This is a genomic window from Deltaproteobacteria bacterium (genome assembly GCA_016178705.1).
Classification (GTDB): domain Bacteria; phylum Desulfobacterota; class Binatia; order HRBIN30; family JACQVA1; genus JACOST01.
On the sequence record JACOST010000032.1, the window covers coordinates 99,009 to 114,418 of the forward strand.

The 15,410-nt window shown below is 63.0% G+C and carries 12 protein-coding genes; 3 read left to right on the forward strand and 9 right to left on the reverse strand.

Features of this window, described 5'->3' with window-relative positions; all coding sequences use genetic code 11:
- Positions 1-12 precede the first annotated feature (12 nt).
- Together HYR72_25330 and HYR72_25335 are read right to left on the reverse strand one after the other, a co-directional pair.
- Positions 13-1,065, reverse strand: coding sequence for an efflux RND transporter periplasmic adaptor subunit (locus HYR72_25330; GenBank protein MBI1818317.1), 1,053 nt, complete (start codon positions 1,063-1,065; stop codon positions 13-15).
- A gap of 167 nt (positions 1,066-1,232) precedes the next feature.
- On the reverse strand, positions 1,233-2,420 hold the full coding sequence (locus HYR72_25335; protein ID MBI1818318.1) for a beta-lactamase family protein: 1,188 nt from the start codon (positions 2,418-2,420) through the stop codon (positions 1,233-1,235).
- 168 nt (positions 2,421-2,588) lie between these two features.
- Here HYR72_25335 and HYR72_25340 point away from each other — a divergent pair, with 168 nt between their 5' ends.
- Positions 2,589-3,350 (forward strand): GAF domain-containing protein, encoded by a 762-nt coding sequence (locus HYR72_25340; GenBank protein MBI1818319.1) that lies wholly within the window; start codon positions 2,589-2,591, stop codon positions 3,348-3,350.
- Between the two features lie 132 nt (positions 3,351-3,482).
- Here the strand turns inward: HYR72_25340 and HYR72_25345 are convergent, their stop codons facing one another.
- On the reverse strand, positions 3,483-4,733 hold the full coding sequence (locus HYR72_25345; GenBank protein ID MBI1818320.1) for an FAD-dependent monooxygenase: 1,251 nt from the start codon (positions 4,731-4,733) through the stop codon (positions 3,483-3,485).
- 58 nt (positions 4,734-4,791) lie between these two features.
- On the opposite strand from HYR72_25345, the gene HYR72_25350 reads away from it, so the two are divergent.
- Positions 4,792-5,538: an SDR family oxidoreductase gene (locus HYR72_25350; protein ID MBI1818321.1), complete on the forward strand. Its 747-nt coding sequence runs from the start codon at positions 4,792-4,794 to the stop codon at positions 5,536-5,538.
- Between the two features lie 10 nt (positions 5,539-5,548).
- On the opposite strand, the gene HYR72_25355 is transcribed toward HYR72_25350, so the two are convergent.
- Both HYR72_25355 and HYR72_25360 read right to left on the reverse strand, forming a co-directional pair.
- Positions 5,549-6,313, reverse strand: a complete 765-nt coding sequence (locus HYR72_25355) for an outer membrane lipoprotein-sorting protein (GenBank protein ID MBI1818322.1) — start codon at positions 6,311-6,313, stop codon at positions 5,549-5,551.
- Between the two features lie 137 nt (positions 6,314-6,450).
- Entirely contained in the window at positions 6,451-9,177 is a 2,727-nt protein-coding gene (locus tag HYR72_25360; protein MBI1818323.1) for an MMPL family transporter, read from the reverse strand.
- Between the two features lie 137 nt (positions 9,178-9,314).
- Between HYR72_25360 and HYR72_25365 the strand changes: the two genes are divergently transcribed.
- Positions 9,315-10,304, forward strand: coding sequence for an ABC transporter ATP-binding protein (locus tag HYR72_25365; protein ID MBI1818324.1), 990 nt, complete (start codon positions 9,315-9,317; stop codon positions 10,302-10,304).
- Positions 10,305-10,394: 90 nt separating this feature from the next.
- Here HYR72_25365 and HYR72_25370 read toward each other — a convergent pair whose 3' ends face one another.
- The 4 genes from HYR72_25370 to HYR72_25385 form a co-directional block, all read right to left on the reverse strand.
- Entirely contained in the window at positions 10,395-11,396 is a 1,002-nt protein-coding gene (locus HYR72_25370) for a hypothetical protein (GenBank protein MBI1818325.1), read from the reverse strand.
- 80 nt (positions 11,397-11,476) lie between these two features.
- A complete protein-coding gene (locus tag HYR72_25375; GenBank protein ID MBI1818326.1) occupies positions 11,477-12,097 on the reverse strand; it encodes a cyclic nucleotide-binding domain-containing protein in 621 nt (206 codons plus the stop codon).
- Positions 12,098-12,311: 214 nt separating this feature from the next.
- The gene (locus HYR72_25380) at positions 12,312-13,433 is read right to left on the reverse strand and encodes an ABC transporter permease (GenBank protein ID MBI1818327.1); all 1,122 of its coding nucleotides are present in this window, start codon (positions 13,431-13,433) and stop codon (positions 12,312-12,314) included.
- Positions 13,430-15,292, reverse strand: coding sequence for a GAF domain-containing protein (locus tag HYR72_25385; protein ID MBI1818328.1), 1,863 nt, complete (start codon positions 15,290-15,292; stop codon positions 13,430-13,432). The genes HYR72_25380 and HYR72_25385 overlap by 4 nt, the downstream gene beginning before the upstream one ends.
- Positions 15,293-15,410 lie beyond the last annotated feature (118 nt).

Below are 15,410 nucleotides of genomic sequence, written 5' to 3' on the forward strand. Positions count from 1 at the left end.
CTGCAACTTGCCCTACTGCAACTTGATCACCTCGCCTTCCGCGAGGCCGTCGAGGATCTCGACGCGATCGGCGCGCGAAATTCCAAGTCGCACCGTTCGCCGTGTCAAGCGCGCTGGCGAGGCATGTTCGACGACCTCAACGACCAGATCGTTGCCCTCGTAGAGCAAGGCGGCCTCGGGCACGACCAGCGCGCTGTCGTGCACCTCGGCAACGATGTCGGCATCGCCCGACATCCGCGGCCACAGCGCGTCGACGCCGTCGAGCACCGTCACCTCGACTTTGAACGACGTGACGTTCTCCTTGCGATCGCCGAGCGACGCGATCTTGCGCACACGGCCAGGGAAAATGCGCTCCGGGTACGTTTCGGTGCGAATGCGCGCGGGCATGCCGATCCGCACTTGCGCGATCTCGTTCTCATCGACAGTGCCGAGCAGGTGCATTTGCGACGTGTCAGCGATCGTCATCACCACCGTGCCGCCGGTGACCGATGCCACCGAGGCAACGGCGGCGCCGGGATTCAGCTCGCGCCGTAGCACTAGTCCATCAATGGGCGCGGTGATGGTCGCGTACGCGAGTTCCTGCTCGAGCCGTTCGAGTGTGGCGCCGGCGCGATCGAGACGCGCATCGGCTCGCGCGTGGTCGGCACGGCTGCGGTCGGTGACATCAGCCGACTCGACGCCGCGATGGAACAGATCTTCCTTGCGGCGCAGCTCGACGCCGGCCTGATCACGTTCAACTTGCGCTTCGTGAACGACGGCGCGTGCCTCGCGCACGGCGGCTTCCAAGGTTTCACGGTCGATCTCCGCGATCACTTGCCCCGCCGTCACACGATCACCGGCGTCGACGTGGAAACGCTCGACGATGCCGCTGACCTTAGCCCGCACCTCGACCAGATGCTCGGGTTCGATCGTGCCGGAGGCGACGACCACTCGCTCGATCGTACCGCGTTCGACGGTCGCGGTTTTGCCGATCTCGGGACCACGCCCGCGCACACGCGCAACGACCAACGCCCCGATCAAGGCGAGGACGACGACGGCCAGTCCGATGAGAACTCTACGTCGCATCACCCTGCCGGGACTGTACTGCGGATGGAGGGGAGTCGTCGAGAAGCATCACACAAGGGTGGGATGCAGGCGGGATGCCAGCCACGGTTTCGGCTCCCGCACCGCCGCCGACCTCACGCGACGCATACCACCGACTGCAACGGGTGCAGCCAGAGCGATGCGGTGCCTCAAACCGCGCAGGCCGCAGCCAGGCTGGACAGCGCGACACCCCGGCGGGCTTGACGGATCGGATGGCGATCCATGCCGTTGGTGCAGTACACAAAGGAGATACCGCTGTCCGGATCGGCCCACGCGATTTGACCACCGGCACCGTTGTGCCCGAACGAATATTCGGACCCATTGTGACCAAATCCACGATACGTGCGGTCGGCGTCGCCAGCAATCATCAGCCCAAGGGCCCGGTGAACTCGCTTGCCGAACAGCGGATCGGTCAGGTCGCCGGTGCGCACTCGCAACCCTTGCCGCACCGTGTCGGCCTTCCAGATCCGTTCGTCATCGCCGCGCAGCGCGGCCAGCAAGGCTTGATAGAATAGCGCGAGATCGGCGGCGGTCATCGTGCCGCCGCCACCGGGATTGCCGGCTTCGCGCGCGCGCGGATCGTTGAACCCCTGCAGCGCGTCTTCGGTAACCTCGGTGACGGGAAGTTCCGGCCAACCGAGCGCCTTCATTTCGTCCGCCGTCGGCAGCGCGCCGACGTGCTGAATGTCCGCCAGCCGTCGGTGCAGCGCCGGGGGCAAGCCGACGTACAAATCGCGCAACCCTAGCGGCTCGGCAATGCGCGTGCGCACGAATTCGCGGAAGTCGACGCCGGTGCGTTGTTCGATGATCGCAGCGATCACCCACATGCTCGAAGTCGGATGATACTCGAAGCGCGATCCCGGCTCCCAATTCAACCGCCAGCGGGCGAAGCGTTCGCGCCGTTTGGCGCGATCGTTCCATTCGGACATCGGGAAGGGCGCCAGTGGAAAGCCGGAGGTGTGGGTGAACAACTGCTCGACGGTGATGACGTCTTTTCCGTTGCTACCGAACTCGGGAAGAATGTCCGCCACCCGCTCGGTGACATCGAGCTTGCCCTCTTGGATGAGAAGCCATCCGGCGGTCGACGTCAGCGCCTTGGTGCACGAGAAGACGACGTACAATGTATCTTTTGTCGCGTCCGCCGCGCGGCCTTCGTGAGTCACGGCGCCGATGGTCCGCATCGCTGCCACCCGGCCGCGGCGCGCGATCGCGAGCTGCATGGACGGCAGCAAGCCGTCGCGCACCTCGCGCTCGGCGCGGGTGAACAAGGCTTTGAGTTTCTCCGGATCGATTCCAACCTGCACGGGAGACTCCGCGAAATGTGTGAGGTCTGCCATGTGCGCACCATAGCGCGAGCGCCGAACAAGTTTCCAGTGGTCTCTGGTTCGTGGTTCATGGTTTCTGACTTCTGACTCCTGATTCCTGACTTCTGAATTCCGTCTCCAAATCGATTGCATCGGCCTCGGCACATAGGCTATCGCCACACTCACGGAAACTCCCGAACGATGGCTTCCCCTGGCGAACGACTCCACCTCCTGTACGAAATCAATCGACGGCTGACGACGTTCGCCGCGCTTGATGAGCTCATGCGCTACGCGACCCGGCGGACGCGGGAGCTGTTCAACGCCGAGGGCTGTGCGCTGTTGTTACTCGATCGCGAGCGGCACGAGTTCTATTTTCCGGTCGCCAGTCAGAGCGAGTCACGGCAGGCCGCGCAAGCGCGTCTAGCGGAGATTCGTTTTCCCGCCGACCAGGGCATTGCAGGATGGGTGCTGGCGCACAACGAGGCGACGCTCGTGGCCGACGCCGCGAACGACCCGCGTTTCTACCGCGAGGTGGATCGCCAGACCGACATGACGACGCACTCACTGCTGTGCGCGCCGCTGCGCTCGCAGTCTGGCAACATCGGCGTAATCGAAGTGGTGAACCCGCAGTCGGAATCGCTCAGCGCGGATGATCTCGAGTTTCTCGACGCGGTCGCCAGCGACATCGCGGTGGCCTACGAGAAGGCGCAGCTCTATACCCACCTGCGCGGCGAAGTCATCGGCTTGCGGCAAGCCTGCCGCATCGCCGGCGTCGCGCTGATCGTTGTGGGCGGGCTGTTCTCGGTCGGCGTGACCTTCGGGCATCTGGCGCGCGCGTTGCCCATCGTCGATCTCTTTACCCGACCCGCGATGCTGGCCGGCGGGTTCGCGCTACTCAGCGGCGCCGCGCTCTTCGGCGTCGGTCGTGGCTGGTTCATCGCGCGCACGCCGGGCGCGCACTGAACGCCGATCCGACACCCACCTTCGTGGCCTGAATCTTTTGAAATTCCCGCCGGGGGGCTGTAGGGGCCGCGCTTGCCCGGCCCGGCGGGGCGCGGCAAGCAGCGCCCCTACACTTCGTGGTGGACTCGCGGCCTAACTCGGGCCGAACAATCGCTCGCGGGTCTGCTCCTCAAATGTTTCCGCCGGGATGTTGTCGGGGCCCATGAAGGCCGCCATCAGCGGGAGCAACAGCGACGGGTCCTGCATCTGGCGCTCGCGCGCGCGCCGGCGGCGTTCCCGCGCGGCGGGGCTGAATTCGTTTTCGAACGTCGAAATCAGGGCCGCCGCGAAACGTAGCCGCCGCATGCGCTCCGCGCGTTCGGCGGCGTAAGGAGCAAACACGTCAGCAGACCAGTCGCGTGCGCCGAGCAGCGCGTCGCGCACCTGACGGACATCGCGCAAGGTGATCGACAGCCCTTGCCCGATGATCGGATCGTTGGAACCCGCTGCATCGCCGATCAGCACGACGCCATCGCGATAGGGCGTGTCGGTCCACGTGTCTTCGTTAGGGTACGAGTTGCACGGCCCCGCCGGCCGCGCGTTGGCGAGGTGCTCGCTGCCCGGCACGCTGTTCAAGCGAAACGCCGCAAGGAATGCCTGCGGACCGCCCGGCCCAGCCAGCCGTCGCGGCTGATCGCTCGAATAACCGAGATACAGGCGCACACGACCACCGCCCTGCGGAAACGCCAGGTAGTGGACATCGTTCTCGGCTCCGATCACTTGCGTGTCCGCCGGCCAGCCGTCGGCGCCTTCCACCAACATGCCGGCGAACAAGTGATGCGTCGGATCGCGATGCAATTCGATGCCGGCTTCGCGCCGCACCTGCGATCCGCGACCGTCGGCACCGACTATCAGTCGGCATGCCGCTCGGTGGTCGGTCTGATCGTGTTGATAGACGACCGCAGGCGAGTTTCCGAGGGTGACCCGCAGATCCGTCACGCCACGCCGCACGGTGGCACCCGAGCTGCCCGCGGTCTCGATGAAGAGTTGGCACAGCGCCGGGTGGCCGATGCACAACGGTCCCGCGATACCGGGCATCAGCGCGGCGAGATCGAGCGCCAGCGCCAACGCTTCCTCCGGGGGGATGTCCTCATCGCAGTTCCAGTGCCGCGACAAGTGATGCCCGCCGGCGGCGCGCACGGTTTCGTAGAGGCCGAGGTTGGTCAGCTCGACGACGCCCCACGGGGCCATCCACTCGCCGCGCACGTGGTCGCGGTACACCGTAGACTTCTCCAGCACCAGGACCGAGAGCCCCGCGCGCGCCAGCACGGTTGCGAGCGCGCCGCCACCAATCCCACCACCGATGATGGCGATATCGAAATGTTCATTCGCAGCTTGCGGCATAGCTTGCACAATTACTCGAATTCGCCGAAGAGAATCAACGCCAAGGAGGCAGCCACCAATGCGCGGACTGAACGGACGCTCGATTCTCGTCACCGGTGCGGCCAGCGGCATCGGCCGCGCCACCTGCGAGCGACTGCTTGCCGAAGGCGCCGCGGTAGCGATGGTCGATCGTAACGGCGAACTGCTCGCCGACGTCGCACGCATACCGAACGCCCGCATGTTGCGCCTCGTCGCAGATGTAAGCCAGGAGAATGAGGTGCGCGACGCCGTCGAACGCGCCGCGACTGAGTTCGATGGCCTCCGCGGGGTCGTCACTTGTGCTGGCATCTTTCGACCCGGCGACTACCGACCGCTGGCCGAAGTCGATCTCGAGACGTTCTCTCACACCCTTGCGGTGAATCTCACCGGTACCTTCTTGGTGATGAAGTATGCCCTGCCCCATCTAATGCGCGACGGTGGCGCCATCGTCACCATCGCTTCGACCGCCGGGCTACGCGGCCATGGTTTTGGATCCGGCTACACCGCCAGCAAGGGCGGCGTGATCGCGCTGACGCGACTCGCCGCGTTTCAGTACGGCGAGTACAAAGTACGCGTGAACTGCGTCTGCCCCGGCCTCACCGACACGCCGATGACCGGCGCGTCGAGCAATCCCGCGCTCTACGAGCGCGCCGCGCGCGCCGTGCCGCTGCGGCGCATTGCGACGCCCGAAGAGATCGGCAATGCCACGTGCTACCTGCTGAGCGACGACGCCTCGTACATCAACGGCCAGATCATCGCCGCCGACGGCGGCGCGAGCGTGGTGTAAGCAGCACCAATCAGCGGATCAAGTACGCCTTGTGGAACGTCTCGTCCGAGACGGTCGCGTTGTACTTGATCTCGACGATCTCCAGTTGCGACTCGGTGTTGTCTTGCACGTTTTGCATGACCTGCAGCTTCGGGGTCCAGTTGCCGTCGATCTTCTCCATCTTCTCGATCGTCCACACCTTGAGTAGTTTGCCCTTGGGGTCAAAGAACTGGCTGCGGGCGATCACCATGTCCTGCGGATCGATGGCGATGATCGCCTTGCTGTAGGGATCGCCGCCCGGCTTCTTCGGCACGCTCTCGATCAACTTGCAGTGCCGGCCGTTGACGTCTTCCTCCCCCACGAAGGTGTAGGTGTAGGCGTCGATCTCGGGGCGCACCATGTCGGAGACGTAAAAGTCAGAGCCGAGGAACGGCTGCTTGCGCGTCTGCTCCGAGACTTGGATGGCACGTTTGATTGCCGGCACGTAGATCCACTGTTCGTCCGGACCCGGTTCGCGATCCAATAGCAGGAATCGCGTGTCCTTCACGTCCATCGGCGCGGTGACTTCCATGTAACTGGCGTCGGCGTTCTCGATGTGCTTGTACATCAGGTCCAGCTCGCGCACCCAACCGCGGCTCTTCGACGACAGCTTCGCCTTGGCGGTGAACGGAACGCGCGGCACCGAGTCGACCACCTTCTGCAACGTGTCGCGCGCACTCAGATCTTGCGCGAAGGCAAAACCGCACGGCAGCAACAGCGCCGCCGCAAACATCAACCACTCAATCGGCTTTCTCATCTTTCCTCCTCGGACACGGTCAAATGACTACAACGGATTGAACGGATTAAACAGATTTTACGGATCTTGAGAAGGGCTCGCCCATCCCCCTTTCCGATCAATCCGTTTAATCCGTTCAATCCGTTGTACTCTTTCTCCTACGATCCGGCAGCAACACGCGGCATCGCTGCCAACGCATCAGTCGTACTCTCTAGGCGATCACTCAGGATGCGCGTCAAATTCAGAAACACCTTCGCCGCTATGCGCGGGTAGCGCCGTTGGATGCGCTGCAGGAAGCGCTCGTCGAGGACCAGATAGTCCATGTCCTCGCCGGCGATCACATCCGCCGAGCGCGGCTGCTTGCGCAACAGCCCCATTTCGCCGATCACATCGCCACGCCCCATCGTGCGAATCACCAGGCCGCCTTCGCGTTGCACCTCGGCGCGGCCGTTGAGCAAGACGTACAGTTCGGGCTTTATCTCGCCGCGCCGCGTGATGTACGCACCGTGCTTCACCGCTTCGAGATGGCCCATCAGCACCACGAGTTTGGCCTGGAACGGGCGGAGACCGACAAACAGCGAGATCTGTTTGTGCGGTTCGGGCCCGAGTTTGAGAAACATCAAGTCCCACAGGGTGATGATTTTCGTCGTCGTTACTAGCGCGGGGGTGAGAAACAGCTCGATCACCAGCGCGATCAGCATGGTGACGCCCGACAACAAGCCGAAGTGCATCACCGGTTGAAAGTTCGAGAGACAAACGATGAAGAAACCCGCCGACAGTGCGAGTGCGATGAAGAACGCGGCCTGGCCAACCGATCCCATCGCCGCGATGATCGCTTGCTCCTGACTGCCGGTCTTGCGCATGCCCTCGTTGAAGGTGTCGAGCAAATGAATCGTGTCGTCGATGGCGATGCCGACCGCGATGGCGGCGATCATGCTCGTCGAAATGTTCAAGCTGATGCCGGCCCAGCCCATGATCCCGAACAGCACCACCGTGGGCACCACGTTGGGGATGAGGGCGAGGAAACCGACCCGCAGCGACAGAAACATGAACGACAGCAGCGCCAGCAACGCGCTCAGCTCCTGCCACAAGCTGGTCACTTGCCCCCAGGCCAGCGAGTCGGCGGATTGCCCCAACAGCACGGTGGTGCCGGTCGGATGCACGCTAATCCCGTGCGGAAAGTGGCTGGCGGCGAACTCTTGCACGCGCTGCACAAATGCACCGACTTCGCCCGAACGTGACAGCCGTGTCCGCACGATGATGTTGGCGCGCGACTGATCGCCGTTGACCACGGCGCGGATGTCGGCCGGATCGACGAGCAAGAGAATCTGTCCGATCTCCGCTTGCGAGTCGGGTAACGCCGTCGGCTCGTCGGGTTGCAAGACGTGGCGCACCAAGCGCAGGTAGTCGACCAGCGATATGGTCTTGTCCACGCCCGGCTGCGCGTCGATGAATTCTTGCAGATCGCGCATCGCGTTGAGCACGTCGAGTCGGGTGACCGACTGCGGTCCGTCGCCGTCGATGACGACGTACACCGGCTGGGTCCCCGCCAGGCGCTCGGCAATCAACGTGTTCTCGATGCGAATGGAACTGTCGGGCCGGAAGAATCCGATGTAGTCGGTCTCGACCTGGATCTTGCTGATTCCCCAGAAGCTGAGCAGCATCCCGATCGCGGTGCAGACCAACACCGCTCGCCGATGCCGCACCGCGAAGGTGCCGATGCCTTGCAGCGTGCGCGGGACAAAGCCCTCCGCGTTCTCTTGTGCGGTCGGAATCCGCTTCGGCAGCGGCAGCAGGACCAGCAGCGCCGGGACGACCGTGAAGGCAGCCAAGAGAATCGCCACGATGCCGAACACGCTGTAGATGCCGAACTCGCGCACGGCGCGGATGGGCGTGAAGATCAACGTGCCAAAGCCGATCAAGGTAGTGGCCGCGGCCACCAGAATCGGCACGCTGACGCGCTCCATCGCGTGTGCCACCGTCTCAGCCTGCGAGTGGCCCGGTTTCAATTCCTGGTAGTACTCGCTGATCAGATGGATGCCCGACGCCACGCCGATCACCATCAGCAGCGGATTGAGCACCAAGGTTCCCAAATTGATCGCGCTGCCCGCCAACACCATCGTGCCGGTGGTCCACACCACGCCGATCACTACGGTACTGAACGGGACGAGCACGCCGCGCGGTGTGCGGAAGGCAAACGCCAGCACGATCACGACGAGCAGCATCGCCAGCGGCGTAAACTTGTTGGTGTCGCCTTCCATCAAACGGGCGGCGTTTACTTTGATGGTCGGAATGCCGGTGATCGCGTATTGCTCGGGGCCGCCCAGCTCAGCGATCAGGGCGCGCAGCTTGTCCTCGATACCGCGATGCAGAAACTCGTCGTCGCTCATGTCGTCGAACACGACGGTCACGCCCGCAGCACGGCCATCGGCCGCCACCACGTTCTTGAGATAGAGCGGATTGGCGAGCACCTTGGCGCGAAATGCGGCGGCCTCTTCGGCGGTCTCGGGCAACTTCTGCATCAAGCGGCCAGCCGACAGGCCGAAGTCGCTCATCTCGACGCCCTTGACCGTGGTGAGACTGAGCACCTCGTGCACACCCTCCATTTGCGTCAACCGAGTCGAGAGCTGGTCGATCTTCGCCAGGGTGCGCGGCGCAAAGACATCGTCGGCGAACACCCCAATCACCGCGATCTCTTCGTCGCCGAAAATTTTCTTGACGTCGTCGTAGTACAGCTTGTCGGGATCGTCCGCCGGCAGCAGGTTCTCGATGGAGCTATCCACCTTGATGCGGGCGGCGAAGACCCCGAAGAAGGCGGTGAGAACCAACATCACCGCCAGTGTCAGTCGCGGCGACCGCAACGGCACGTTGAGCAGACGCTTCATCGCGCTTCCCATATGGGTGGATCGCGCCAGAGGTCAAGGGCGCGGCGGCTTGCGGGCGAGCGTCGTACCGTAGTAGGCACAGCTCACACGGGCAGACCTCAGCGGGAAGGCGGAACGGTATGGCTGACGCAATCGTAATCGAGAATCTGACCAAGCGCTTCGGTACTCGCGAGGCGGTCAAAGGCCTCACGCTCTCCATCGGCGAAGGTGAAATTTTTGGCCTGCTCGGCCCCAACGGCTCGGGCAAGACCACGCTGATCCGCATGCTCTGCGGCTTGCTCGCACCGACCTCCGGCAAGGCCACCGTCGGCGGCTACGACGTGGCGCGCGAGCCCGAACAGATCAAGCGCAGCATCGGCTACGTTTCGCAGCGTTTCAGTTTGTATCCGGATCTCACCATTCGTGAGAATCTCAACTTCTTCAGCGACGTCTATGGGGTCCCCGCCAGCGACGCCGAGCCGCGCAAGCGCGATCTCATCCGCCTGTGCGGCTTGGATGGCCGCGAGGGACAGGCGTCAGGCAGTCTGTCCGGCGGACTGAAGCAACGCCTGGCACTCGCCTGCGCACTGATCCACGGTCCGAAGATTCTCTTTCTCGACGAACCGACCGCCGGCGTCGATCCGGTCGCGCGCCGCCAGATGTGGGATCTCCTCTTCCGTCTCGCCCAAAGCGGTACGACGTTGTTCGTCACCACGCACTACATGGACGAAGCCGAGCGCTGCACCAAGGCGGCGTACGTCTACTTCGGCAAGTTGCTGGTGAGCGGCGACCCCAACTCGATGAAGCGCGACGAGATCGCCAACACCAACCGCCGCTTGGAGATCATCTGTCAGCCGTTGATGCCGGCGCTCGGCGTGCTGCGCGATGCTCCCTACGTCGACGACGTCAGTGTGTTTGGGCAAGCCCTGCACATCCGAGTCAAGGATGTCCCCCCTGAGCCGACGACGGGAGACGCGTTCGCCTCGTTCGAAGCCGCCGCACGGCGCGCGGTGGTGATGGATGTCCTGCGCAAACGGCTGATCGCCGCGAAGATCGAAGTGCTCGGTATCCGCTCGGTCTACCCGACGCTGGAAGACATCTTCGTCAGCTTCACGCGCAAAATGGATCAAGAGGCTGCCGCTGAGTAAGCACAACCCCCGGCGGGTCATTCGTAACCGTGTGATGAAAACCAACCCCGGCGGCGCTGCTTTTGGTGCTCCACTCCAACTGGGAATACGTTACTGCCACCCCTCTGGCGCCAACTTGCGCAACTTGCGCCGAAGATCGACAACGTGCTCGTCGCTCTGAGGTCTTCCATACACAGCGCTGTCGAACCCCTCCACCAACGTCCCGTACAACGAGGACTGCTTCGCAGTTGGCAGTGACTTGAACTGACGTTGCACGAGAACGGGCTGACACACGAACACTTCGCCCAGTATCCAGGCAGGCTTCTCCTCCGCGGAGTTTGACGTAGCCAAAATGACGCGGAAGAGCGCTCGGAGTACTTCAGCGTCGCTTTGCTTGCACACCTGGGTTTGAGCCGCATCCAGTGCGTTGTCGAATGGGCCTTCCGCGTAGTCTTCTACCTCCTCTCGCAATACGGAATATGGCTTCCCACTCTTTCCTTTTCCGTTTTCCAGTGAGATCAGGAACTCCTCGTTCAGGGTCTCGTACTCCCGAAACGTCTCCAAGATTGCTTGCCGGGACGAAGCTGCGTAGGCATCTCGCGCTTTGATCTTGCGGAGCGACCCGAGAGCGCTGGCCTTCTCAGTCAGTTCGCCGGAGTTGCCGCAGTAGTTTACCATCGACCGACCCTGCTCCTCGTACACGAAAATCAGATACGATGTGCCCGCCCTCATGGGAAACCGGCCGCTGCTGTTCTCACTGAAGAGGTTGATCGTTTTGCCAGGAGCACCGCGTAGCACTTCCTCGACGCTTACCGAATATGTCGTTCCGTCAGCGTAGCCTCCCGCCTCAGGCGTGACTTCTTGAGACCCAACCCGGCCGGCGAAAACGACCGCGCTACTACGATATTCCTGTTCAAGAGACGGATGCCCGTTTACGCAAGCCGCGAAAACAGGCCGCATCGACGCACACCATGCAACCACAATAGCGAACCCGAACAAACCGCGGACACCCATGTGCCACCCCGCTTTCGCGATAGAAACGAGCCGTTCAGGCGGCGGCTTGTGCACCGGAATCCTGCTGCAGGCGCTTCCACTCGGGAGGAGTTCGAGCACACGGCGCCCCGGACGCCACCTTAGGGTCAGCAAGGAGACTTTCCTCTTCGAAATGGCCCGAGCCTCGACCGTCGCTGCGCTCAGCGATTGCCGTCGGCGTAGCCGCAAATCGCGGCGATCAGCTTGTCGACCGGTTCACGGCTCTGAAACACCCAGCGTCCGTTCTGCACGGCGCCGGCCCCCTGCGCCGCGAGCTCCGCGGCCGTACCTTCTACAACCGACGTGCTCAGACCAAGCTCCGCCGCCAACCCCGCGACTTCAACCGTCGCCGGTAGCGCCGCACCTGCGACTCGTTGCAGCGCATGCGCGGCGATACGCACCTGGCCCAGGCGGTGCGTCAGCTCCTGCACGGGGAGATTGGTATCGCGCAACCGCTGCCCTTGGATGTTCATCATGCGAAAGACGATCTCGAGATCGTCCTGTACCATCATCGCGAAGACGTCGCGCGCGATCGGCAGCAATGTCGAATCCTCGGCCGCCATCGCCGTCGCGCTGCGCGGGGCGTCGCCAAGCAGCGATAACTCGCCAAAGAACTCCCCGGGCCCGAGCACGCGTAGTTCCTTTTCATGTCCCTGCGAACCGAGGACGAGACGCACGCGCCCGGCCGAGATCACGAACATCTCCTGCCCGGTATCGCCTTGGCGGAAGATCACGTCGCCCTTCTTGAGCCGCAACTCTTGGTTCTGTGCTGTGGTCGTCATGGGTGCTCCTGCATACTGTCTATTGAACCTAGTGTGACATGAACGGATTCACCGCAGAGCGCGCCGAGACCGCCGAGCCATAGAGCGCGAGACAACGAAGGAGCCAAATGAAGGGCCATTGCCGATGAGGTTTCCGAAGTGGCTCGAATACGCTCGTAGCGTCTCTCTCTGCGATCTCTGCGGTCTCGGCGGTGAGGTTTCTGTCATTTCAAGGTTAAGCGAGCTGCTTGCGGAAGCGCGTCAGGCTCAACAGCGTGAAGCCGATCACGAACGCGCCGAGCACCGCGAAGTCGCGCCATTGATCGACCATCGTCGTGCCCTTGAGCGTGAGCCCGCGAATCGCCTCGACGAAGTACGTCATCGGCAGGCTCCACGCGACCGGTTGCAGCCACCCCGGAATCGCTTCGATTGGAAACACGAAGCCGGACATCAACACCGAGGGCACGATGACGAAGACCGCCATGAAGTTGGCCTGCAACTGCGTTTCCGACACGGTCGAGATCAATGCCCCGAGCGCCAACAGCGCGAGGATGAACAGCGTCGCCAGCAACCCCACCGACAGCGCGGCGCCGTTGAACGGCAACGCAAAGACGAACGATGCCAGCAACGAGACGACAACAAAATCAACGGCGGCGATCAGGCCGTAGGGAATCATCTTGCCGGCAATCAACGCCAGCCGGGAAATCGGCGTCACCAGCAATTGCTCGATCGTCGCCTGCTCCTTCTCGCGTACCAGACCCGCCGACAACGTCAGCACCACCAGCATGATCACGATACCGATCGTGCCGGGCAAAAAGAAATCCGAGTCGCGCAATTGGGGATTGAACAGAATATTTTCGGCGATCTTGATCGGCGGCAGCCGCACCGGCAGCGCAGGATGCTCGGCATCGTCGAACTTCAACTCTTCGGCCGCATCGTCGCTGGCGACCACCCGAGCGCCGTAGAGTGCCGCCTGTGCCAATGTCGGCATCGTCCCGTCGACGAACAACGGAAAGTCGGTCTGCTGATTGTTGGCGAGGCGTTCGCTGAAGCCCTTGGGAATGATCAACCCGAGGCGCGCCTCGCCGGTTTGCAGCCATCGCCGAATCGTGGCTTCGGAATCGACCTCGATCACGTTGAACTGACCGTTGCCGCGCAAGCGATCCTTCACGGTGGCGCTGAAGAAGGACTGCTCCTGGTCCAGCACGACCACTCGCATGTGATCCACTTTCAGCCGCAGCGCGTAGCCGAAGAGAATGACCAGCAGCACCGGCAACGCCAACACGAAGCCAATCAGCTGCGGATCGCGGCTGATGTGCAGGAACTCCTTCATGATCATGGCTCGCAGTGCTTTCATAGAGCGCCCCCCTGTGCCGCTTCCGCAGTCGGCGCGACCGCGCGGACTGGCAGTGTGATGCGAAAGGTCGTGCCCCGACCGACTTCACTCTCGACTTCGATCTTGCCGTGATGGTTTTCGATGATGCGATAGGTGATAGCAAGCCCCAAGCCGGTACCGACTCCGACCCCTTTGGTCGTAAAGCCCGGATTGAAAATCTTTGCCAGGTTCTCCGGCGGAATGCCGGAACCCGTGTCGCTGATCGCGATCGTCACCGAGTCGGGAGTTGCCTGGCGCGTGCGGATGGTGATCTCGCCCGTTCCCTCGATCGCGTGCGCCGCGTTAACCAGGACGTTGAGGAACACTTGATTGAGCTGATTGGCGTAGCAATCCACTTGCGGAAGCTGACCGTAGTCGCGTTGCACCGTGATGCGGCCCTTCATCAGGTGCGCCGCCAACGTCAGGGTCGACTCCAGGCCTTCGTGGAGATCGGCTGGCTTGCGCTCAGCTTCATCGAGGCGGGCAAAATTTCGCAAACTCTTCACGATCGCCCCGATGCGGCGACACGCCTCGCGACTGACCTCGGCCATGCTGGCGGCCTTGTCGATGAACGTACCCGCCTTGGCGCTCAGCGCCGGATCGGCGAGTGACTCCTTTACTTTGTTCAGTGCGCGCACGACGAGATCGGTGTTGCTCGCCACCGCACCGAGCGGCGTGTTGATTTCGTGCGCGACCCCGGCGACCAGGTCGCCGAGTGCCGCCATCTTCTCCGACTGCACGAGCTGCGACTGGGCCTCGCGCAGATCTGCCAAGGCGCCCGTCAGTTCCACCGTGCGCTGCTGGACCTTTTCTTCGAGGTTTTCGTACAGGCGCGCGTTCTCGATCGCGACCCCACCCATGCCGGCGAGCGCTTCGAGCAGTTGCTGATCCGCATCGGTGAATGGCCCGCTGCGCCGGTTGAGTACTTGGATGATGCCGATGATGCGCTCGCGCGCGCGGATCGGGACGCACAGGATCGAGCGGGTTGTGATACCGGTCTCCTGATCGTACTTGTGCCCCTGCCAGCGCGGATCGTGATAGGCGTCCTCGATGCGAATGACCGCGCCGGTGGCGGCGACGCGCCCGCTGATGCCTTGACCGATCGGCACGGAGAGGGTTTGCAATTTTCCCGCCCCTTCGCCGAGCGCGACCTCCCAGCGCAGCGTCTGCGTCGGCTCATCGAGCAGCATCACCGAACAGGCTTCCGCATCGAGCACGTCACGCACCCGCTTCATCATCGCGCCGAGCAGATCGCGCAAGTGCAGCGTGCCGCACAGTGCCGCGCCGACTTCCACCAGGATGGAGAGCGAGTCGGGAGGGATGGTGGTGTGGCTCTGCGCGGCCAACGGAATGCCGGTCGTGACTCGTGTTCGTGACTCGTGTTCGGAGATCATTGCCGTCTGGCTCTGTGCGGTCAACGGGATGCCAGCGGTCTCAGCCTCGGTCTCCCCGTTTTCCCGAGTAGCCGTCCCGAGTGCGGCCGCAGGCCGCGTATCGAGGAGCGGCGTATCGAGGGACCCGCCGGCGCCAGACTCGTGGCGTTGCTGATACCGTTCCCAATCCTTCGTCGCTGCCTCTTGCAGTCCCTGAAGGTCTCCACGAACCAGCGCCGCCTTTTTCGCGCGGCTCCAATTCTTGATGCGAGCCTCAGCACTCTCGGCCTCCTCTCGGGTCGAGAACTCCTCAAACCAGATCAATCGCACCGGCAAGCGAGTCGCAGTGTGCGCCGCGCCGCGGCCTTCTTGATGCTCAAGGAGACGCTTGTCCAAGGCGTCGGTCTGTCCAACGTAGTAGGAGTCGTCGGCACACAACAACATGTATGCGTAGAATGGCTGGGCCATCTTCAAGCTGGTCCCTCGATACGCAGCATCTCGATACGCCGCCTTCGGCGGCTACTCGATGCTGCTACTCGGGAAAGCGGGGGTTCGAACGTCTTCATATGGCATCAGTGCTTGCTTC